Source organism: Arthrobacter sp. NPDC058127, assembly GCF_042884555.1.
Classification (GTDB): Bacteria; Actinomycetota; Actinomycetes; order Actinomycetales; family Micrococcaceae; genus Arthrobacter.
Genome location: NZ_JBHVTT010000001.1, coordinates 174,632 through 193,969 on the forward strand (window position 1 = coordinate 174,632; position 19,338 = coordinate 193,969).

Genomic DNA, 19,338 nt, shown 5'->3' on the forward strand with positions numbered 1-19,338 from the left:
CTGGGCGCCGCGGGCCTCACGGAACCTTCCCAGAGCCCACAGCTACAATAGGGCGGTCCGTATTTCCCCTGGAGAGGTAGTTCCCTTTTGGTCACTCGCCACGATGCACCCAGCCCGGAGCCGGGTCAGTCACCCCCTGTTGCCTACCCGGGCCAGGGAAAGCTGGCTGCCCGCAGCCGGCGGTTCAGCTTCCGCCGTTCGCCCCGCTGGTTCAAAATCACCAGCGCCGCAGTGGCTGTCTTGCTGATCGCAGTCATCGCGTTTGGAGGGTATTGGGTGTGGCGCCTTCAGTCCAACATCTCATCATCCGCACTCGGCGCCGGAGGCGTCAGGACGGAAGGACCGGTGGACGACAGCAAGGACCGGCTTCAAATCCTCGTTCTGGGTACCGATACCAGGAGCGGGAAGAACGGGCAGTTCGGCACGACCGACCAATCTTCGGGCTACGGCCAATCGGACGTCATGATGTTGCTGGATATTTCCGCGGACAACAACCATGTCAACGTCATCAGTTTCCCCCGGGACTTGTTGGTCGACGTACCGGCTTGTACCGACAACAAAACCGGCAAGCAATACCCCGAACGGCAAAATGCCATGATCAACAGTGCGATGGCCGAGGCTGGCATCGGCTGCGCAGTTGACACCGTCAACAAGCTCACGGGTTTGGAGGTTGACCACTTCATGATGGCCGACTTCAACGCCGTGACCGAACTATCCAAGGCCGTCGGCGGCGTCGATGTCTGCGTGAGCACTGCAGTCAACGACCCCGATTCCGGACTGCATTTGCCCAAGGGCACCTCGCAGGTGGAAGGCGACCAGGCCCTGGCTTTCCTGCGCACCCGCCATGCATTTTCCGACGGCGGAGACCTCGGACGAATCAAGGCGCAGCAATCGTTCCTCGGTTCCCTCGTACGGAAGCTCAAGGCCGACGGAACGCTCGGAAACCCCCAGAAGATGCTGAGCATCGCCGATACAGTTACGAAGAACCTCACCGTCGACAACGGTCTTGCCTCGGTTCCGGCCCTGTTGACCATCGCGGGCAGGCTCAAGAACATTGACCCGGCCAAGGTCAACTTCATCACTGTGCCCAACGTCCCGGCGGCGTCCGATCCCAACCGGCTCGACCTCGACCAGCCTGCTGCAAGCAACTTCTTTGCTGCCCTGACCAAGAGCCCCGACCTCAGCCAGCCCGCACCAAGCGCCGCGGCGTCCCCTGCTCCATCCACGGAAGCCCCGAAAGCCGGATACGACAAGTCGCTTCAACCGATCACCGTCGCGAATGGAACGGGCGTGACCGGCAGAAGCCAGGAGATCGGATCGATTCTCTCCGCCGGCGGATTCACGAAGCTGTCCAGGATCCAAGCCGACGCCAGGGCACAAACCATGGTCTACTACGGTGCAGGCTTTGCCGACGTTGCCGCGGACGTCGCCGCAATGTTCGGTTTGCCTGCGACGAGCGTGCAGCAGGTCGCCAGCGTCCAGGGGGTCCAGCTCTACGCCGGGCAAGACTTCGCCAGTGGCAACAAGCCGACGCTTCCGGCCCCCAAGCCCAACGATGTAGTTGCCCAGACCGCCCAAGACCAGACCTGCCAGACGACCAACCCGGTCGGATAGCCGGAAGACAGAGCGCCCTCCGTCCCCCATTGCGGGGCGGAGGGCGCTTTCTGTTTGTACTACTGAGGCTGCTCCCCCGAAACGTTGACTAGCCAGGCAATGCCGAACTTATCAGTCAGCATCCCGAAGATGTCTCCCCAGGGTGCCTTCTCCATCGGCACGGTGACAGTCCCGCCGTCGGCCAGTCCGTCCCAGTAGCCGCGGAGTTCCGCTTCGTCCTCGCCGCTGAGTGACACCGAGATGTTGTTTCCCGGGTTGTAGTCCATGCTGTTGGGGGTGTCTGCGGCCATGAGCAGCAGTCCGTTGTCTGTTTTGAGTGCCGAGTGCATGATCTTGTCGCTTTCGGCGGGGTCTTCGCTCGCGTGGAACTCCGCGAAAGTGCTTTGAGTCAGCTCGCCTCCGAAGACCGACTGGTAGAAGGCCATCGCCTCCTTGGCGTTGTCCCGAAAGCTGATGTACGGGTTGAGGTTCGTGGTCATTACGTGGCTCCTCAGTGTTTGGGGCAGCGCGATCGGCTACCTTTTCGTCATGCTAACAGCGCCGGACGGGACCATCCACAGGCAATTTGTCCGGCGCCCGGAGGGCGCTCTCAGCCGCTGTCGTGTGTCCTGCCCGACGGCGGCCGCCCGCTTCCTAGCTGCCGCTCGTCTCCCGTCCGACGAGGCCTACGGTGTTGCCCTCGCTGTCTTCGACGAAGGCCATCCATTCATCGGTTCCAGCTGGTCCGAGGCTCCCGTCGACGTGACTGTAGACCAATTGTGGTTCCTGGATGATCTTTGTCCCTGAGGCGCGGAGTTCGTCAACAGCGACCTGGAGATTGACTACGTCAAGGTAGATCAGCGACGCCGGAGCGCCGCGATCGAGGAGAAGCCGGACGCCGTCGAGATCGAAGAAGAGCAGGCCGGGCGGATCGAATCTTCCGCTTGGCCCGCTGCCCAGCAGCCGGGAGTAGAACGCCGCTGCACGGTCGAGGTCCACTGCCCGCTGGGCAACCTGGATTAACCTCATGTTGTACCTCCGGGGATTGGCGTCACCTCAACTTCGGTAGCCATATCTTCCGCGGTCCACGTTGCTGGTTCAAGATGTGCCGGTTCGAGTTCGGCATCAGTGCGGGATAGTGTCGTGTCCATGCCTGCTGCAAAACCCGCCCTGGTCCGCACTGCCCTCATCGCCGGATTGGCCGACGCCATTCTCATTCTTGTTTTCGCTGCCATCGGCCGCGACGCACACCAGCGTGCTGACATTCTGACAGGGGTCTTTGCCACGGCCTGGCCGTTTCTTGCCGGCGCCGCGATCGGATGGCTCACCGTGAAGGTCTGGCGGGCACCCTTCCAGACGTGGCCGGCAGGCGTCGCCGTGTGGCTTGCAACCGTGGCCGGGGGCATGCTTTTGCGTGCGGCTACCGGACAGACAGTAGTACTAGCGTTCATCATTGTCGCTCTCATCAGCTTGGCGATACTGCTGCTTGGCTACCGTTCTGTGATCGCCCTCGTGGTGCGGGTCCGCCGCCGGACCCGCCGGTCCTAAGCACCCGCCGATGCACTAGGCTTGCTACGTCCACTGCTGCACTTCGGAAAGGCCGCCCCCAGTGATCACCGCTTTTGTCCTGATCAAGACTGACGCTTCACGCATCCCGGAGACGGCCGAGGAGATCTCCGCCATCCAAGGGATCAGCGAGGTCTACTCCGTCACAGGGGAATGGGACCTTATTGCCGTGGCGCGAGTGGCGAAGCATGAGGAATTGGCGGACGTCATTGCCGACAAACTCTCCAAGGTTCCCGCAGTGGTTCACACCACCACGCACATCGCCTTCCGCGCGTACTCACAGCATGATCTGGATGCCGCGTTTTCGCTCGGCTTCGAGCAGTAACCGCCGGCATCCTGGCGCTTTGCCTACCTTTGGGTGAGTCCGACCCACGTGTCAAGGACCCGGGTAGCCGCTCCGGAATCGATCGATTCCGCAGCCCGCAGCCAAGCTGACTTCATTCGTTCCAGGAACGATCCGTCTGCGGCAGTGTCGAAGGCCACCAAGCCTGCGGCGGCGTTGAGCAACACGGCATCGCGGACCGGGCCCGGCTTCCCCTCAAGTACTTCGCGCACGACGGCGGCATTCGCCTCGGCGTTGCCGCCTCGAAGATCGGCGACGGTCGCCGCAGCGATCCCAAGATCCACCGGCGAGAACCGCTGCTCCGTGACGTGCCCGTTCCTGATTTCCCACACCGTGGATGGACCTGTGGTGGTGAGTTCATCAAGGCCGTCTTCCCCGCGGAACACCAGTCCGCGGCTCCCTCGCCGAGCCAGGACCCCGGCGATCAACGGAGCCATGGTGGCGTTGGCAACACCCACGGCTGAAGCCTGGACATGGGCCGGGTTGGTCATCGGTCCCAGGAAATTGAACGCCGTGGCAATGCCAAGTTCCGCCCGCACCACGCCGGTATGCCGGAATGACGGGTGGAATACCTGGGCGAAGCAAAAAGTGATCCCCGCCTCCTCGGCGTTGCGGGCTACGCGCTCGATCGGCAAGTCGAGCCTCACGCCCAAGGCTTCCAGGACGTCGGCCGAGCCCGACGACGACGATGCCGCCCGGTTGCCGTGCTTTACGACGCGCGCACCCGCCCCCGCCGCCACAAGGGCAGCCATCGTCGAGATGTTGACCGTGTTGAGGCGATCGCCGCCGGTTCCCACAATGTCAAGCTTTTCGCCCGGAATGCTCACAGGTTTGGCGTTGGAGAGCATCGCCTCGACCAGTCCGGTGACTTCATCCACCGTCTCCCCTTTGGCGCGCAGGGCCACCAGGAAACCGGCAATCTGGGAAGGGGCGGCCTCCCCGGACATGATCGTGTTCATGGCCCATGCCGTGTTCCCGACCGAGAGGTCATGCCCGTCGATCAATGCGGAGATGAGTCCGGGCCACGAGTTGCTTGCCTGCTCTGCAGATGCCTGTGAAGTCACCACTTGATGCTAGCGATCCACCCTGCTCCGTGACCAATGCTAAGGACGTCGGGAACTTTTCCGCGCGAATTCGCGTGTTTGTAGAAAAAGTCTCCCCAAATGGCGGTTCGCATTGGGAAGTCCGGACTTTTACAGACATAATGTCCTTGTGACATCTGCGACCCATGCCCCCAGTACCCCGGCGCACCCGACGCTGAATCGCCCCAATTTGGTTTCCGTTGGAACCGTTGTGTGGCTTTCCAGTGAGTTGATGTTCTTCGCCGGTCTCTTCGCCATGTACTTCACGCTGCGCTCCACGTCGGGCGCGCTGTGGGCGGAAGAAACCGGCAAGCTCAACTTCCCGTTTGCGCTTGTAAACACGATCGTTCTTGTGTCAAGTTCCTTCACTTGCCAGATGGGCGTCTTCGCCGCCGAGCGACTTGAGCCGCGCCGTCGAGGTGGTGTTCTGCAGTTCACCCGCTGGGGCATGAACGAATGGTTCATCCTGACGTTCATCATGGGCTCCTTCTTCGTTGCCGGCCAGACCACCGAATACGCAATGCTTGTGTCCGAGCACGTTACGCTCTCGGCCAATGCCTACGGTTCCGCGTTCTACATGACAACCGGCTTCCACGGCCTCCACGTCATTGGCGGCCTCATCGCCTTCCTGTTCATCATTGGGCGCGCATACGCCGCCAAGAAGTTCGGGCACTTTGAAGCGACCTCGGCAATCGTCACCTCGTACTACTGGCACTTCGTGGATGTTGTGTGGATCGGCCTCTTCCTGGTCATCTACGTACTGAAGTAGCCCGGCACCGACTCTTGTTCCACAAGAGGATGAATTTTAAAGAAGCGGCTCGCGGAGCCGACGCAGGATCGAAAAAAGGAACCACCACGTGAAGGCACTCTCGCAGAAGCGACGTCATCCACTGGCAGCCATTGCGCTGCTGCTGATGGGACTCCTCGTCACTGGTGGGCTCTACGCCGTTGCCACAACGGTCAACCAGGCGAAGGCAGACACCACTACCTTCAGCGCAAGCGACGCCCAGGAAGGCGGCAAGCTCTTCGCCGCCAACTGCGCCACCTGCCACGGCATGGGCGCCAGCGGAACCAAGGACGGCCCCTCGCTGGTCGGTGTGGGTGCTGCTGCAGTTGACTTCCAGGTTGGCACCGGCCGTATGCCCATGCAGATGAACGGACCCCAGGCCCAGGAAAAGCCGAGGCAGTTCAACGACCAGCAAACCCAGCAGCTGGCAGCCTACGTCGCCTCGCTCGGCGCTGGCCCGTCAATTCCCGATGCATCGCTGCTCGACGAAAACGGAGATGCCGCCAAGGGTGGCGAACTCTTCCGCGTCAACTGCGCGATGTGCCACAACGCCGCAGCCGCCGGCGGTGCCTTGACCCGTGGAAAGTTCGCTCCGGCCCTGGCTGGAGTCTCAGGCCAGCACATCTATGAAGCCATGGCCACTGGTCCGCAGAACATGCCCGTCTTCAACGACGCCAACATCTCTCCTGAAGGCAAGCGCGACATCATCACCTTCCTGAAGAAGATCGAAACCAACGGCTCGCCGGGTGGAAACGACCTCGGAGGCCTGGGTCCGGTATCCGAAGGTCTCTTCGTCTGGGTTGCAGGCCTCGGCGTCATCATCGCCTTCACCATCTGGCTGACGTCCCGTACGTCCTAGGCCAGCGCACTACAAGAACTTCTGCTGTCCCCACAGCAGTTTTGAATTGAACATTAACCCGGTTACGGCCGGGACAACGAGAGAAGGATGAGGCGAATTATGGGCAACCATAGTGACGGCAGTCCGAACCACTCGGGCACCGTAGCTACGGCTGGTCAGAATGTTGTGGAGAAGTTCCAGGATCCTGGGCTTCCTCCGCACCGTTTGCGCCTGGCTGACACGGACCCGCGAGCCGCTAAGCGAGCCGAGCGACAGGTAGCCATACTGTTTGGCATCTCCGTCATCGGCACGGTGATCTTCCTGGTGTCGTACTTTGCCATCGATCTTGGGCAAGACTCCACGATCGCAACGATCCGCACCCAGAACCTGTTGCTCGGCCTTGGCACCGCATTCGCGATGCTTGGCATCGGCACGGGCATCGTGCACTGGGCCAAGGCCCTCATGCCGGACCACGAGGTATCGGAAGAGCGCCACGCCATCCGTACCGAGGAAGACCGCCAGGCAGCCGTGCGAATCGTCGAGGACATCGTCGAGGAAACCGGCATCAAGCGTCGCCCGCTGATCCGCAACACCCTTCTGGGTGCCGTGGCGCTGGCGCCCCTCCCGGCCTTGGCAGTATTCGGTGACCTTGGTCCCCGCCCGGACAACACCCTCGCTCACACCATGTGGGCTCCCCAGGACGGCAAGCTCAAGCGCCTCACCCGCGACCCCGACGGAACTCCGATCAAGGCATCGGACGTTACCATTGGTTCTGCGTTCCACGTGATCCCGGAAGGCCTCAACGAACTCCAGGAGGGCAAGCTCAACGCGAAGGCCAAGGCCGTCGTTTTGCTCATGCGCCTCAACCCGGATGACCTGACGATTTCCAAGGGCCGCGAAACCTGGAGCTACAACGGAATCGTTGCCTACTCCAAGATCTGCACCCACGTCGGCTGCCCCGTTGCCCTTTATGAGCAGCAAACGCACCACCTGCTGTGCCCGTGCCACCAGTCAACCTTCGACCTCACCAAGGAATGCAAGGTTATCTTCGGCCCCGCCAGCCGTCCGCTCCCCCAGCTGCCCATCGCGGTAGACGCTGAGGGCTACCTCGTAGCCACGAGCGATTTCAAAGAACCTGTAGGACCGAGTTACTGGGAGCGTGACGAGCATGAGCGCCTCATCAACAGCTGAAGTCCCCTTCGTACCCAAAACCAAGGTTGGCCGGATCACGGACTTCGTTGACGAGCGCGTCGGCGGATCCGGAATCCTGCGTGAATTCGGCCGCAAGGTCTTCCCCGACCACTGGTCCTTCATGTTCGGTGAGGTGGCGCTGTATTCCTTCGTCATTCTCCTCATGTCGGGTACCTTCCTGACGTTCTTCTTTGACCCGTCGATGGCCGAGACCCACTACACGGGTTCTTACACGCCGCTGACCAACGTCGAAATGTCGGTCGCGTACAACTCGTCGCTGAACATTTCCTTCGACATTCGCGGTGGCTTGTTCTTCCGCCAGGTCCACCACTGGGCGGCTTTGCTCTTCGTGGCATCGCTTGGCGTCCACATGCTGCGTGTGTTCTTCACGGGTGCTTTCCGCAAGCCTCGTGAAATGAACTGGGTGGTGGGCGGCGTCCTGCTCATCCTGGCCATGGCTGAAGGCTTCACGGGATACTCGCTTCCCGATGACCTTCTCTCCGGTAACGGCCTGCGAATCATCGATGGTGTTATCAAGTCCATCCCGGTGATCGGTACGTATATCTCGTTCTTCCTCTTCGGTGGCGAGTTCCCGGGTACGGCCATCATCGGCCGCCTGTACGTGCTGCACATCCTGCTGGTCCCGGCCATGATTCTGCTGATGATCGTCATCCACCTCTTCATGGTGGTTGTGCACAAGCACACGCAGTACCCCGGCCCGGGTCGCAACGACGGCAACGTCGTCGGTTACCCCTTGGGACCGGTTTACGCCGCAAAGGCCGGTGGCTTCTTCTTCATCGTGTTCGGTGTCGTCGCGCTCATGGCCGCGATGTTCACTATCAACCCGATCTGGAACTACGGACCGTACGACCCCTCCCCAGTGTCGGCCGGTACCCAGCCCGACTGGTACATCGGCTTCGTCGACGGCGCCCTGCGACTCATGCCTGGTGTTGTCAACGACTTCCACTTCGAATACATCATCTTCGGCCATGTGCTGACGCTGAATGTGCTGCTGCCCGCATTGGTTCCCGCAGGCATCATTTTCACGGTGCTGTTCATGTACCCGTGGATCGAACGCTGGATCACCAAGGACAACCGCGAGCACCACGTGCTCGACCGTCCGCGTAACGCTCCCACACGTACCGCCATTGGCGTCGCAGGCTTTACCTGGTACTGCGTCATGTGGGCCGCTGCCGGCTCGGACCTCATCGCGACGCACTTCCACGTTGCCCTGAACGACGTCACGTACTGGCTGCGTACGCTGTTCTTCATCGGCCCGATCATTGCGTTCATGGTGACCAAGCGCGTGGCCCTTGCGCTCCAGCGCAAGGACCGCGAAATTGCCTTGCACGGCCGCGAAACCGGCCGCATCGTGCGCCTGCCGCACGGTGAGTTCATCGAGGTACACGCACCCCTCGACGACTACAAGCACTACAAGCTTGTAGGCTTCGAGTCGCCTTCCCCGTTGCCGGCCGAGCCGAACGAGCACGGTGTGGTCACCCCGAAGGAGAAGCGCCGCGCGGCATTGTCCAAGTGGTTCTTCGAAGACCGTGTTGCTCCGGCAACACCGGCCGAGCTTGAAGCGGCTCACGGACACGGCCACCATGAGGCCATCGAGTCCGGCGAAGAGCACAAGAGCCTGAGCCACTAGCTCCCGCAGAGAGCACAGAGAAGGCCCCGTCCACGCGGACGGGGCCTTCTCTCGTTGTTCGGGCTTTCAGGCGGGCGGCCCTGGACGCTTTGAGTTAGTGGGTGCGGTACCCCGTGGATTGGCTTCGGGTGGAGCGAACGCCCGGGCGCTGCAACGGGACCCACAACTTGTACCGATCGGCCCGATAGTAGGACACGGAGTAGTCCACCATGGCGCGGGCAACGAAAGCGTGGCGCTGAATCTTGAGCAACGGCGTACCGACATCCACGTTCAACAGCCGCGCTGTCGATGGCGATGCTGCCGTCGCTTCGATCATGTCCTCTCCCCACTCCATCACCAGTCCGTACTTCTCACTCAGCACGTTGTACAAGGAGGTGGGAGGCGCCTCGTCCAAAAGACCTGGCACGCGATGGGCGGGGATGAAGTTCTCGTCCACGCTCATGGGTTCGTTGTCGGCGAGCAGGAGCCGTCTGAAGCGGACCAACGGCGTCCCTTCCTCCAGCTGGAGTTCCCTCGCCAGGAAGGCACTCGCCGCGATTTGTTCAAAGCTCAGGACCTTGGCTGCCGGAACCATGCCGCGCCGTTGCATTTCCTCGCTGTACGACGTGAGCTTCACTTGGAGGTCCAGCTTCGGTTTGCGGACGAAAGTTCCCAGTCCAACCACCCGTTCAATGACTTCCTCGCCGACGAGGGCATCAATGGCCTGCCGCACCGTCATCCTGGCAAGTCCGAAGCGTTCGGACAAGTCCCGCTCCGAAGGCAATGCCGCACCGGGCTTGCAGGACTCGGAGATATAGCTGCGCAGGATCTCGCGCAGCTGAACGTAGATGGGAGTGCCGCTCTTGCGGTCGATCTCCCCCGCGATACGTGCTGCCTCAGCTGGCACGACGGACTCCGGCCACAAAATCATTCATGGATTAAGCGTAGGCGAATCCACCGGCAGGTCTAGACCAGCTGAGCGCTGCGAACGTTGCCGTCGCGTGGCGGCGCTAGGCTTGTAGGGATCAAAATCGCAGTCGGCATTTCGGCCGTCCGAGTCAAAGGAGCCGGTTTGCCCGAGCACAAAGCCATCGTCGCCGCAGAGATCGGCCTCCACGCACGTGCTGCCGCCGTGTTCGTGCGGGCTGTGACAGCCACAGGCCTTCCGGTGACGATCCGCAAGCCCGGCCAGCAAGCAGTGGATGCGCGTTCTTTGCTCGAGGTCATGACCGAAGATTTCGGCCACGGTTGCGAGGTGGTCCTCTCGGTCTCCGGAGAAGCGCTACAAGCTGGTCTCACGCTTGATGAGGTCAACGATGCCTTGGCCGCGCTTTCGGCCGTCCTGGAGGCCGTAGAAGGTCAGTGAGCGGGCAATGCCGACGAGCCGGGCCTCCCCCGGGGGTAGCTTTCGGTCATCATCCTTAACAACAACGACGTCGGGCCCCACCAATTTGGTGGGGCCCGACGTCGTATTCAGGTACTTCTAGTGCGCGTGGTCTCCACGGCTGTATTCGAAGACCCAACCGACCAAGGCAACGAGGGCCAGGCCCGCGGCGACAAAGGTGATCCAGAAACCCACGGCGAGGCCAAGGAAGCCACCGGCGCAAGCCAGACCGAGGACCAGCGGCCACCAGCTCCAGGGGCTGAAGTGTCCCTGCTCGCCGGCGCCTTCGTGGATCTCAGCATCCGCACGGTCTTCCGGGCGCATGCCGACTCGCTTGCCAGTGAACCCGAGGTAGCCGCCGATCATGCCTGCCAGGCCACCGACCAGGAGAATGCCCAGGGTTCCAACCCACTCAGACCAGTGGGTCAGGAAACCGTAGGCCAGTGCGACGGGGACGAAGAAGAAGGTCCCGGCTCCAAAGATCCATGATTCGATTTTCACTTGGCGTCCTTCTGATCAGCGTTGCCGAGCACCTTTGCTGCCGGCTCAGGGCTCAGCGCAGTGTGGTGCTGAGCGAGTTCCGGGTGGTGGAGGTCCAAGGCAGGACGTTCGGAACGGATGCGCGGCAGCGAGGTGAAGTTGTGCCGCGGCGGCGGGCAGGATGTGGCCCACTCGAGCGAAGCGCCGAAGCCCCAGGGATCGTCCACTTCCACCTTCTTGTTGCTGCGCCACGTGATGTAGACGTTCCAGAAGAACGGCAGGAGTGAAGCGCCCAGCACGAAGGATGAAATGGTGGAGAACTGGTTCATCCAGGTGAAGCCGTCCTGCGGCATGTAGTCCGCGTAGCGGCGGGGCATGCCCTCGACGCCGAGCCAGTGCTGGATCAGGAAGGTGCCGTGGAAGCCCAGGAACAGGAGCCAGAAGTGGATCTTGCCGAGGCGTTCGTTGAGCATCTTGCCGGTCCACTTGGGCCACCAGAAGTAGAAGCCCGCGAACATGGCGAACACGACAGTTCCGAAGACCACATAGTGGAAGTGCGCTACGACGAAGTAGGAGTCTGAAACGTGGAAGTCAAGCGGCGGGGAGGCCAGGATGATGCCGGTCAGGCCGCCGAAGAGGAAGGTGACCAGGAAGCCGATGCTCCAGAGCATAGGCGTCTCGAAGGTAATCGAGCCCTGCCACAACGTACCGATCCAGTTGAAGAACTTCACGCCGGTGGGTACCGCGATCAGCATCGTCATGAAGGAGAAGAACGGCAGCAGTACCGATCCAGTGACGTACATGTGGTGGGCCCAGACAGTAACAGACAGGGCAGCGATGGCAATGGTCGCGTAGACCAGGCCCTTGTAGCCGAAGATCGGCTTGCGGCTGAATACCGGGAAGATCTCAGAGACGATGCCAAAGAACGGCAGCGCAATGATGTAGACCTCGGGGTGGCCGAAGAACCAGAACAGGTGCTGCCACAAGACAGCTCCGCCGTTCTCCGGATCGAAGATGTGGGCTCCGAAGCGGCGGTCTGCGCCGAGGGCGAAGAGCGCGGCGGCGAGCGGCGGGAAGGCCATGAGAACCAGGATTGCCGTCACGAGGGTGTTCCAGGTGAAGATCGGCATGCGCCACATCGTCATGCCGGGAGCGCGCATGCAGATGATGGTGGTAATGAAGTTCACGGCACCGAGGATGGTTCCGAAACCGGACAATGCCAGGCCGAAGACCCAAAGGTCTCCACCCACGCCCGGGGTGAATGTCGTGTCCGACAAGGGGGCATAGGCGAACCAGCCGAAGGAGGCGGCACCCTGCGGGGTGATGAAGCCGGACACCGCGATGGTGGAACCGAAGAGGAAGAACCAGAAAGCCAGTGCGTTCAGTCGCGGGAAGGCAACGTCGGGGGCACCGATCTGAAGCGGCATGATGACGTTCGCGAACCCTGCGAAGAGGGGCGTCGCAAACATCAGCAGCATCACGGTGCCGTGCATCGTAAACAGCTGGTTGTACTGTTCCTTGGTCTGCAGGATCTGCATGCCGGGCTCGAAGAGCTCGGCACGGATCAGCAGCGCCATGACACCGCCCAGGCAGAAGAACACGAAGGACGCGATCAGGTACATGTACCCGATGGTCTTGTGGTCAGTGGAGGTGATCCAGTTGACGACGATGCGTCCCTTGGATTTCGGTACTACCGGAGCGTCGAGGACCCCGGCGGATTGAGTGTAAGTAGCCACGTCGCTTCCCTTAATTCTTTGCGTTCAGGTTCGGGTTGCGGTCGTACTTCGAATCGAGAAGACCGGTGTTGCCGCTCTGGCGAAGCTGGTCCATGTGAGCCTGGAACTCAGCCTCGGAAACGACCTTCACTCGGAACAGCATCTCTGAGTGGTATTCACCGCAAAGTTCGGCGCACTTGCCGTCATAGGTTCCCTCCTTGGTGGGGGTCAACCTGATGTAGTTGGTCTTGCCGGGGATCATGTCGCGCTTCTGAAGGAAGGCGGGTACCCAGAAAGAGTGAATGACGTCACGGGAGTTCAATTCCAGGTCAACCGACTTGTTGACCGGCAGGTACAAGGTGGGGAGCTTGTCCTTGTCCACGTTGTTGCCCGTGAGGTGCGCCTGGACGCCGGCCTCGTGAAGGTCTTCGGAGATGACCGAGCCCTTCACATAGTTGAAGTCCCAAGCCCACTGCTTGCCGCGGACGTCAATGGTGACGTCGGCTGGCTGGGAACGATCATCGATTGCTCGCTGGTCCTGGTCGGTGAAGTAGAAGAACACCAGCACCATGAACAGCGGAATGGTCAAATAAAAGACCTCCAGAGGGAGGTTGTAGCTAAGCTGCTTCGGGAAACCCGTGGTGCCCTTGCGGCGGCGGTAGGCGATGATGCACCAGACCAGCAGGCCCCAAGTAATAATGCCCACGGCGAGGGCGGCGATCCATGAGTTGACCCAGAGGTCCATGATCCGATCGGTGTTGCTGGTGGTTCCACGTTCCGTGGGCAACCAGCCTTTTTCTACCTCTGGTGAACATCCGGTCAAAACCAACGCGCCGGCTAGTGCCAAGCCAGTGATCGAGGTGATCTTTATGCGTCGGCTGCCGGTTCGGTTCTGCGAACTCACAGACGGCCCTTCCTCTTGTTGCTGCAGCCCGGCAGGCCGAAAGCCCACCGGGCACACTAAAGTTTTACTACCCGATGTAGAGCTTACCGCTACCGAGCGGTTTTCGCTGACATGCTGGCCCAGTGCGTCGGCACGGGTTCAACCCGTTCCTGAACTGGGCCAACAGTCTGCGAATGCCCGGGTTTAGTGGAACGAATCGCCGCAGGCGCAAGACCCGCCGGCGTTAGGGTTGTCGATGGTGAAGCCCTGCTTCGAGATGGTGTCCTCGAAGTCGATGCTGGCACCGCTCAGGTAAGGCACGCTCATCTTGTCGACAACCACTTCGACGCCGTCGTAGTCGCGGACGGCGTCGCCGTCGAGCAGGCGCTCGTCGAAGTAGAGCTGGTAGATCAGGCCCGAGCAGCCGCCCGGCTGAACAGCGACGCGGAGCCGCAAGTCCGTGCGGCCTTCTTGTTCGAGAAGGCTCCGGACTTTACCTGCGGCGACATCGGTCAACTTGACCTCGTGCTCAGGAAGCTCGCCGCCTGCGAGCTGCGCTCCGGTGCTGTTTTCGTTGGTTGCAGTGCTCATTGGCCTACCTTCTTATGACGCTCTTGGCGGCTGCGCCTTCGCGCTGCCTGCCCTTACCCAAATACGTGCGGGTTATAGCTACATGCTACGTCCAGCCAGCGCATAGCTATAACTCCTAACGTAACCGGCCGGACCCTTACGTTGTTCCCGGTCAATGCGGGTGTGGGCTCAGGCGCCTTCCGAGTTCAGCCGGGCCAGCATCAGTGCTTCTGCCAGAACGGCGTTGCGGAAATCTCCGATGTGAAGCGATTCGTTGGCGCTGTGGGCCCGTGAATCCGGGTCCTCGACACCAGTCACCAGGATCTGGACATCGGGATAGGTTTCCGTCAGGTCCGCGATGAACGGTATGGATCCGCCGATCCCCATCTCAACGGCGGGCACACCCCAGGCTTCGCCCAGGGCCCACATCGCGATCCGGGCCGCCGCCGATCCAGTGTCGGTGGAGAAGGCATTGCCGCGCTCCCCCGGCACAAACGTCACCTTCGCCCCGAAGGGCGCGTTCGCCTCCAGGTGCCTCCCCACTGCGTCCATGGCGGCATCGGGATCTTGCCCGGGAGCCAAGCGCAGGCTGAACTTGGCCCGCGCGGAGGGGAGCAGGGTGTTGGATGCGACGTCGACGGCGGGTGCGTCGATGCCGATGATGGACAAGGCGGGCTTGGTCCAGAGCCTCGAAGCGATGCTGCCGCTGCCGGCGAGCCGCACGCCGTCGAGCACGGAGGCGTCGGCGCGGTACTGTTCCTCGTCCACGTCCTCAACGACGTCGTCCCTGGCCACCAGGCCCTCGATGGCCACGTTGCCGTCGTCGTCGTGAAGGGTAGCGATGAGGCGGGACAGCAGGGTCGGCGCATCCAGTACCGGACCACCGAACATGCCGGAGTGCACGGCGTGATCAAGGACCCGCACTTCGAAGGTGCCGTCCACCAAGCCGCGGAGGCTTGTTGTCAGCGCGGGAACGCCGACCTTCCAGTTGCTTGAATCCGCCACAACGATGACGTTCGCTTCGAGGAGCTCGCGGTGTGTTTCGAGGAACGTGCGGAACGTCGGCGAGCCGGCCTCTTCTTCGCCCTCGAAGAACAAGGTGACCCCGAGGCCGAAATCGTCTCCCAGTACCTGTGTTACCGCGGCGTAGGAAGCCAGATGGGCCATGATTCCCGCTTTGTCGTCGGCTGCGCCACGGCCATAAAGGCGGCCGTCGCGTTCCTCGGCGACGAAAGGCTCGGTGTCCCACAAGGTCACGTCGCCCGGCGGTTGCACATCGTGGTGCGCGTAGAGGAGGATCGTTGCTTTGCCTGGCGCGGCAACGCGGCGAGCAACGATAGCGGGGCCCCCGGGAGTCCCGTCGGCCTTGTCACAGCGCAGGATCTGTACGTCGCGGAAGCCCGACTCACGGACCAGCGCCGCAACAGCCTCGGCGCTCCGCTCCAGTTCCGCCGGGTCAAAGCTTGGCCAGGCGATCCCCGGGATAGCGACCAGGTCTTTCAAACGAGCCATGGTCTCGTCAAAAGAAGCATCGATCGAGGACTTGAGCGCATCAACATTGATTGTGCTGGAGCCGCCGGAAAGGGTCTGCGGGATCTCCGCATTCATTGAAGTCATGGCGAAAAGACTACCGCCGGGAGTGGTGCTGGGGAACCGGACCGGGCGGCGTGGCGGGCGCTATCGGAGGGCGGCACGTCACGTCGACTTTGGCGCGGTTCGTGCGGGGTATTCTGTAGTGGTGTTTGGACGTAAAAAGGATGAGCCGAGCGCTCAGGACTCAATAGACCAGCTTGCCGCCGAAGCCCTCGTGAAAGGCGCCGGCAAGGGCGCTCCCACGCCCAAGCGCAAGGAGCAGGAAGCAGCCCGCAAGCGCCCCCTGGTGCCGACGGACCGCAAGGCCTCGAAAGAAGCCGAGCGCATCGCCATGCAGGACCAGCGCCAGAAAATGCGCCAGGCCCTGGACACCGGCGATGAAAAATACTTGCCGCTGCGGGACAAGGGACCCCAGAAGCGTTTTGCGCGCGACTATGTAGATGCCCGTTTCAGCCTGGGTGAGTACCTGATGTTCGGTGCCCTGCTGTTCGTGGTCATCTCCTTCATCATTCCTGCGGGAAGCGACGTCCTCAGCTACATCCTGATCGGGTTCTGGGTCATGTTCCTCGCGGTCTTCGCGGATGTGTTCGTACTCTCCCGCAAGTTGCGCAAGGGCTTGACGCAGAAGTTCGGCGACGTCGAGCGTGGCACCGTCTGGTACGGCAGCATGCGTTCCCTGCAATTCCGCCGCCTGCGCCTGCCGAAGCCGCAGGTGCAGCGAGGCCAGTACCCCGCTTAAGTCCCCCCATCGCCAAGAACACGAGTCCGACGAATCAAAAAGACCCTGGAACAGCTGTTCCAGGGTCTTTTTGATTGTCCGCACGTGGCGGTTCAGGTGCCCGGCCGTCGGCTCCCTGTTTAGCGGCGACGCTTCGCGAGGGCTCTGTTGATGCCGGCGGCCCAGAACGGACCTTCGTACAGGAACGCCGTATAGCCCTGCACGAGGGTTGCTCCGGCGTCGAGCCGCTCCTGGACGTCCGCGGCAGACTGCACACCGCCGACGGCGATGAGCACGAGCCCCTCCCCCACAGCGGCCTTCAGGCGGCGCAATACCTCGAGCGAACGCTCCTTGAGCGGTGCACCGGAGAGTCCGCCGGCGCCGCACGCGTCCACTTTGCCCGGATCGGAAACCAGGCCTTCCCGGCCGATGGTGGTGTTTGTGGCAATGATCCCGTCGAGCTTGAGGTCCAAGGCGAGGCGGGCGACGTCGTCAATGTCTTCGTCACTCAGATCCGGTGCGATCTTGACGAGCAGCGGCACATGGCGGCCGGCGGATTCGTCCGCGGCGTCGCCTACGGCGCGCAAGAGCGGGCGAAGTGTTTCGACGTTCTGGAGCAGGCGCAATCCCGGAGTGTTGGGCGAGCTGACGTTGACTACCAGGTAGTCGGCGGCGGGTGCCAGGCTGCGGGCGCTGACCAAGTAGTCCTCAACTGCGTCGTCGAGCTCGACAACCTTGGTCTTGCCGATGTTGACTCCGATCACGGGACGAACGCCTGAGTGCGCCCGCTGCAACGCCGCCCGGGCGGCCTTGAGCCGCGGGGCCACGGCCGCCGCGCCGTCGTTGTTGAAGCCCATGCGGTTGATCACGGCCTTGTCCTCGATCAGGCGGAAAAGCCGTGGCTTCTCATTTCCGGGCTGTGCCTGGCCGGTGATCGTACCTACCTCCACGTGGCCGAAGCCCAACTCAGCGAGGGCTTCGATTCCGTGGCCCTCTTTATCGAAACCGGCCGCAAGACCGAAGGGCGACGGAAACGTCAGCCCGAAAGCCTCCGTGCGCAGGGAGGGGTGCGGGGCCGTCATTTTGGCCAGAACGCGTCCTGCTCCTGAGCTGTGTGCAAAGCGGATCGCCTGGAAGCCGATCTTGTGGGCCTTTTCGGCATCCATCCAGGAGAAGGCCAACTTGAAGAATGTGGGGTAAACGCGCATGGTCCTAGTTTTCCGGTTTACGGGTCGCGCACCAAACCAGGGCGGTTACCGGACGGTAGCATGTACCAATGCCGAGCAATCCGCGTGATGGAGTTCACTCCAAGGCAACTATTGAAGCCGATGTCGTCGTCATTGGGGCGGGACTGTCGGGACTGGTCGCCGCGGCCCAAGCCTACGCCGACGGCAAACGGGTTGCTGTCCTGGACCAGGAACCCTCCGCCTCCGTGGGCGGCCAGGCACATTGGTCTTTCGGCGGCTTGTTCCTGGTCGACTCTCCCGAGCAGCGGAGGCTGGGCGTCAGGGACAGCCCCGAGCTCGCCTTGAGCGACTGGCTGGCGTCCGCGGCTTTTGACCGGCCGGAAGACTACTGGGCCCGGCGGTGGGCGGAAGCCTACGTGGATTTTGCCGCCGGCGAGAAGCGCCGCTGGCTCAACTCCCTTGGCGTGCGGATCTTTCCACTCGTGCAGTGGGCCGAACGCGGCGGCTATGGTCCCCAAGGCCACGGCAACACGGTCCCGCGGTTCCACGTCACGTGGGGCACGGGACCCGGCGTCGTGCAACCGTTCCTGGCAAAAGTGAACGAGGGTGTGGCCCGCGGAAGGATATCCCTCCATTTCCGGCATCGCGCCACGGAAATTACGACGACGGCGGGCCGCGTCACCGGGGTCGTCGGCGAGATCCTCGAGGCGTCCGGAGCCGGACGCGGCGAAGCATCGCCAAGGACCGTCGTCGGGCGCTTTGAGGCGACCGCAGGAGCGACCATCGTGACCACCGGCGGAATCGGCGGGAACCACACCATGGTGCGGAGGCAATGGCCGGACGGCCGTGCGCCGGAACACATGCTGAGCGGTGTACCGGCATCCGTCGACGGCGAGTTCCTCGCCGCCGCTGCTGCCGCTGGTGGAAGGCTCATCAATGGCGACCGCATGTGGCACTACCCCGAAGGCATCCACAACCACTCCCCCGTGTGGCCTTCGCACGGCATCCGCATACTGCCCGGTCCGTCGTCGCTGTGGATTGACGCGACAGGCCGGCAGTTGCCCGCCCCACTCTTTCCGGGCTTCGATTCGTTGGGCGCCCTCCGGCATATCCTGGCGAGCGGACACGGACATTCGTGGTTCGTGTGCAACCGCACCATCGCTCTGAAGGAATTCGCCCTGTCGGGGTCGGAACAGAACCCGGACCTCACCGGCAAGGACATCAGGCTCCTTGTTTCCAGGCTCAATCCCGGCAGCGATTCTCCATTGCGTCTCTTCCTGGACCGCGGCGTGGATTTCCTGCAAGCCGAAACGGCCGCGGAGCTCGCTGCGAAAATGAACTCGCTGACAGGCTCGGCCCTGATAGATCCTGCCCGGCTCGATTCACTCATCCACGATCGGGACCTGCAGGTGGCGAGCGGACTGGGCAAGGATCCGCAGCTCGCCGCGATCCGGGCGGCGCGGCGTTTCGCCACCGACAAGATCATGCGGGTGGCCCCTCCGCACCGGCTCACCGACCCGGAACACGGTCCGCTCCTGGCCGTTCGCCTCTCCGTCCTGACGCGCAAGAGCCTGGGCGGACTTCAAACGGACCTTCGTTCACGCGTGCTTGACGATTCCGGAGCTCCCGTCCCCGGACTGTACGCGGCGGGCGAGGCCGCCGGCTTCGGCGGAGGAGGCATCCACGGCTACCGGGCGTTGGAAGGAACCTTCCTTGGCGGGTGCCTGTTCTCCGGACGCGCAGCCGGGCGCGATGCCGCGGCGAGTGTCTAAGCTGTT

The 19,338-nt window shown here is 62.4% G+C and carries 20 protein-coding genes; 10 read left to right on the forward strand and 10 right to left on the reverse strand.

Translation table 11 applies throughout. The annotated features are described in order from the left end of the window. Window positions 1-87: 87 nt before the first annotated feature. A complete protein-coding gene (locus ACFVTG_RS00880; RefSeq protein ID WP_390277299.1) occupies window positions 88-1,614 on the forward strand; it encodes an LCP family protein in 1,527 nt (508 codons plus the stop codon). Window positions 1,615-1,673: 59 nt separating this feature from the next. Here ACFVTG_RS00880 and ACFVTG_RS00885 read toward each other — a convergent pair whose 3' ends face one another. Both ACFVTG_RS00885 and ACFVTG_RS00890 read right to left on the reverse strand, forming a co-directional pair. Beyond that, window positions 1,674-2,093 (reverse strand): VOC family protein, encoded by a 420-nt coding sequence (locus ACFVTG_RS00885; RefSeq protein ID WP_284752214.1) that lies wholly within the window; start codon window positions 2,091-2,093, stop codon window positions 1,674-1,676. 154 nt (window positions 2,094-2,247) lie between these two features. Then, the gene (locus ACFVTG_RS00890) at window positions 2,248-2,622 is read right to left on the reverse strand and encodes a VOC family protein (RefSeq protein WP_284752215.1); all 375 of its coding nucleotides are present in this window, start codon (window positions 2,620-2,622) and stop codon (window positions 2,248-2,250) included. A gap of 120 nt (window positions 2,623-2,742) precedes the next feature. Here ACFVTG_RS00890 and ACFVTG_RS00895 point away from each other — a divergent pair, with 120 nt between their 5' ends. Next, complete coding sequence (locus tag ACFVTG_RS00895) at window positions 2,743-3,141, forward strand: DUF3054 domain-containing protein (RefSeq protein WP_390277303.1); 399 nt, start codon at window positions 2,743-2,745, stop codon at window positions 3,139-3,141. Between the two features lie 61 nt (window positions 3,142-3,202). Beyond that, window positions 3,203-3,484, forward strand: coding sequence for an Lrp/AsnC family transcriptional regulator (locus tag ACFVTG_RS00900; protein ID WP_078108932.1), 282 nt, complete (start codon window positions 3,203-3,205; stop codon window positions 3,482-3,484). 23 nt (window positions 3,485-3,507) lie between these two features. On the opposite strand, the gene trpD is transcribed toward ACFVTG_RS00900, so the two are convergent. Beyond that, a complete protein-coding gene (trpD, locus tag ACFVTG_RS00905; protein WP_284752217.1) occupies window positions 3,508-4,566 on the reverse strand; it encodes an anthranilate phosphoribosyltransferase in 1,059 nt (352 codons plus the stop codon). A 148-nt stretch (window positions 4,567-4,714) separates the two neighbouring features. Here trpD and ACFVTG_RS00910 point away from each other — a divergent pair, with 148 nt between their 5' ends. From ACFVTG_RS00910 to ACFVTG_RS00925, 4 genes are all read left to right on the forward strand, one after another. Continuing rightward, window positions 4,715-5,353, forward strand: a complete 639-nt coding sequence (locus ACFVTG_RS00910; protein ID WP_236810900.1) for a heme-copper oxidase subunit III — start codon at window positions 4,715-4,717, stop codon at window positions 5,351-5,353. A gap of 88 nt (window positions 5,354-5,441) precedes the next feature. Next, complete coding sequence (locus tag ACFVTG_RS00915) at window positions 5,442-6,230, forward strand: cytochrome c (RefSeq protein ID WP_284752218.1); 789 nt, start codon at window positions 5,442-5,444, stop codon at window positions 6,228-6,230. A gap of 99 nt (window positions 6,231-6,329) precedes the next feature. Next, a complete protein-coding gene (locus ACFVTG_RS00920; RefSeq protein WP_284752219.1) occupies window positions 6,330-7,400 on the forward strand; it encodes a ubiquinol-cytochrome c reductase iron-sulfur subunit in 1,071 nt (356 codons plus the stop codon). Further along, window positions 7,378-9,051, forward strand: coding sequence for a cytochrome bc complex cytochrome b subunit (locus ACFVTG_RS00925; RefSeq protein WP_234749250.1), 1,674 nt, complete (start codon window positions 7,378-7,380; stop codon window positions 9,049-9,051). The genes ACFVTG_RS00920 and ACFVTG_RS00925 overlap by 23 nt, the downstream gene beginning before the upstream one ends. A 94-nt stretch (window positions 9,052-9,145) precedes the next feature. On the opposite strand, the gene ACFVTG_RS00930 is transcribed toward ACFVTG_RS00925, so the two are convergent. Beyond that, window positions 9,146-9,961 (reverse strand): GntR family transcriptional regulator, encoded by an 816-nt coding sequence (locus ACFVTG_RS00930; RefSeq protein ID WP_284752220.1) that lies wholly within the window; start codon window positions 9,959-9,961, stop codon window positions 9,146-9,148. Window positions 9,962-10,102: 141 nt separating this feature from the next. On the opposite strand from ACFVTG_RS00930, the gene ACFVTG_RS00935 reads away from it, so the two are divergent. Then, window positions 10,103-10,396, forward strand: coding sequence for an HPr family phosphocarrier protein (locus ACFVTG_RS00935; RefSeq protein ID WP_284752221.1), 294 nt, complete (start codon window positions 10,103-10,105; stop codon window positions 10,394-10,396). Window positions 10,397-10,513: 117 nt separating this feature from the next. Here ACFVTG_RS00935 and ACFVTG_RS00940 read toward each other — a convergent pair whose 3' ends face one another. The 5 genes from ACFVTG_RS00940 to ACFVTG_RS00960 form a co-directional block, all read right to left on the reverse strand. Further along, window positions 10,514-10,915: a cytochrome c oxidase subunit 4 gene (locus tag ACFVTG_RS00940; protein WP_284752222.1), complete on the reverse strand. Its 402-nt coding sequence runs from the start codon at window positions 10,913-10,915 to the stop codon at window positions 10,514-10,516. Continuing rightward, the gene (gene ctaD / locus ACFVTG_RS00945) at window positions 10,912-12,630 is read right to left on the reverse strand and encodes a cytochrome c oxidase subunit I (protein ID WP_284752223.1); all 1,719 of its coding nucleotides are present in this window, start codon (window positions 12,628-12,630) and stop codon (window positions 10,912-10,914) included. The genes ACFVTG_RS00940 and ctaD overlap by 4 nt, the downstream gene beginning before the upstream one ends. A gap of 10 nt (window positions 12,631-12,640) precedes the next feature. Next, on the reverse strand, window positions 12,641-13,513 hold the full coding sequence (gene coxB, locus ACFVTG_RS00950) for a cytochrome c oxidase subunit II (RefSeq protein WP_284752224.1): 873 nt from the start codon (window positions 13,511-13,513) through the stop codon (window positions 12,641-12,643). A 183-nt stretch (window positions 13,514-13,696) separates the two neighbouring features. Continuing rightward, window positions 13,697-14,083 carry an iron-sulfur cluster assembly accessory protein gene (locus ACFVTG_RS00955; RefSeq protein WP_059390004.1) on the reverse strand — a complete coding sequence of 129 codons (387 nt, stop codon included), beginning with the start codon at window positions 14,081-14,083 and terminating at the stop codon, window positions 13,697-13,699. A 168-nt stretch (window positions 14,084-14,251) separates the two neighbouring features. Then, the gene (locus ACFVTG_RS00960) at window positions 14,252-15,679 is read right to left on the reverse strand and encodes a dipeptidase (RefSeq protein WP_390277310.1); all 1,428 of its coding nucleotides are present in this window, start codon (window positions 15,677-15,679) and stop codon (window positions 14,252-14,254) included. A gap of 121 nt (window positions 15,680-15,800) precedes the next feature. Here ACFVTG_RS00960 and ACFVTG_RS00965 point away from each other — a divergent pair, with 121 nt between their 5' ends. Beyond that, window positions 15,801-16,394 carry a DUF3043 domain-containing protein gene (locus ACFVTG_RS00965; protein ID WP_284752226.1) on the forward strand — a complete coding sequence of 198 codons (594 nt, stop codon included), beginning with the start codon at window positions 15,801-15,803 and terminating at the stop codon, window positions 16,392-16,394. A 119-nt stretch (window positions 16,395-16,513) separates the two neighbouring features. On the opposite strand, the gene ACFVTG_RS00970 is transcribed toward ACFVTG_RS00965, so the two are convergent. Continuing rightward, window positions 16,514-17,581 carry a quinone-dependent dihydroorotate dehydrogenase gene (locus ACFVTG_RS00970; RefSeq protein WP_390277313.1) on the reverse strand — a complete coding sequence of 356 codons (1,068 nt, stop codon included), beginning with the start codon at window positions 17,579-17,581 and terminating at the stop codon, window positions 16,514-16,516. A 68-nt stretch (window positions 17,582-17,649) separates the two neighbouring features. Between ACFVTG_RS00970 and ACFVTG_RS00975 the strand changes: the two genes are divergently transcribed. Then, window positions 17,650-19,332 carry an FAD-binding dehydrogenase gene (locus tag ACFVTG_RS00975; RefSeq protein WP_390277315.1) on the forward strand — a complete coding sequence of 561 codons (1,683 nt, stop codon included), beginning with the start codon at window positions 17,650-17,652 and terminating at the stop codon, window positions 19,330-19,332. Window positions 19,333-19,338: the final 6 nt, after the last annotated feature.

Bases quoted from the DNA above. Each gene is read 5' to 3' on its own strand.
- ACFVTG_RS00955 (WP_059390004.1), bottom strand. From the start codon at position 14,083: ATGAGCACTGCAACCAACGAAAACAGCACCGGAGCGCAGCTCGCAGGC.
- ACFVTG_RS00885 (WP_284752214.1), bottom strand. From the start codon at position 2,093: ATGACCACGAACCTCAACCCGTACATCAGCTTTCGGGACAACGCCAAG.
- ACFVTG_RS00925 (WP_234749250.1), top strand. From the start codon at position 7,378: ATGAGCGCCTCATCAACAGCTGAAGTCCCCTTCGTACCCAAAACCAAG.
- ACFVTG_RS00970 (WP_390277313.1), bottom strand. From the start codon at position 17,581: ATGCGCGTTTACCCCACATTCTTCAAGTTGGCCTTCTCCTGGATGGAT.
- ACFVTG_RS00975 (WP_390277315.1), top strand. From the start codon at position 17,650: ATGCCGAGCAATCCGCGTGATGGAGTTCACTCCAAGGCAACTATTGAA.
- ACFVTG_RS00920 (WP_284752219.1), top strand. From the start codon at position 6,330: ATGGGCAACCATAGTGACGGCAGTCCGAACCACTCGGGCACCGTAGCT.
- ACFVTG_RS00960 (WP_390277310.1), bottom strand. From the start codon at position 15,679: ATGACTTCAATGAATGCGGAGATCCCGCAGACCCTTTCCGGCGGCTCC.
- ACFVTG_RS00890 (WP_284752215.1), bottom strand. From the start codon at position 2,622: ATGAGGTTAATCCAGGTTGCCCAGCGGGCAGTGGACCTCGACCGTGCA.
- ACFVTG_RS00895 (WP_390277303.1), top strand. From the start codon at position 2,743: ATGCCTGCTGCAAAACCCGCCCTGGTCCGCACTGCCCTCATCGCCGGA.
- ACFVTG_RS00930 (WP_284752220.1), bottom strand. From the start codon at position 9,961: ATGATTTTGTGGCCGGAGTCCGTCGTGCCAGCTGAGGCAGCACGTATC.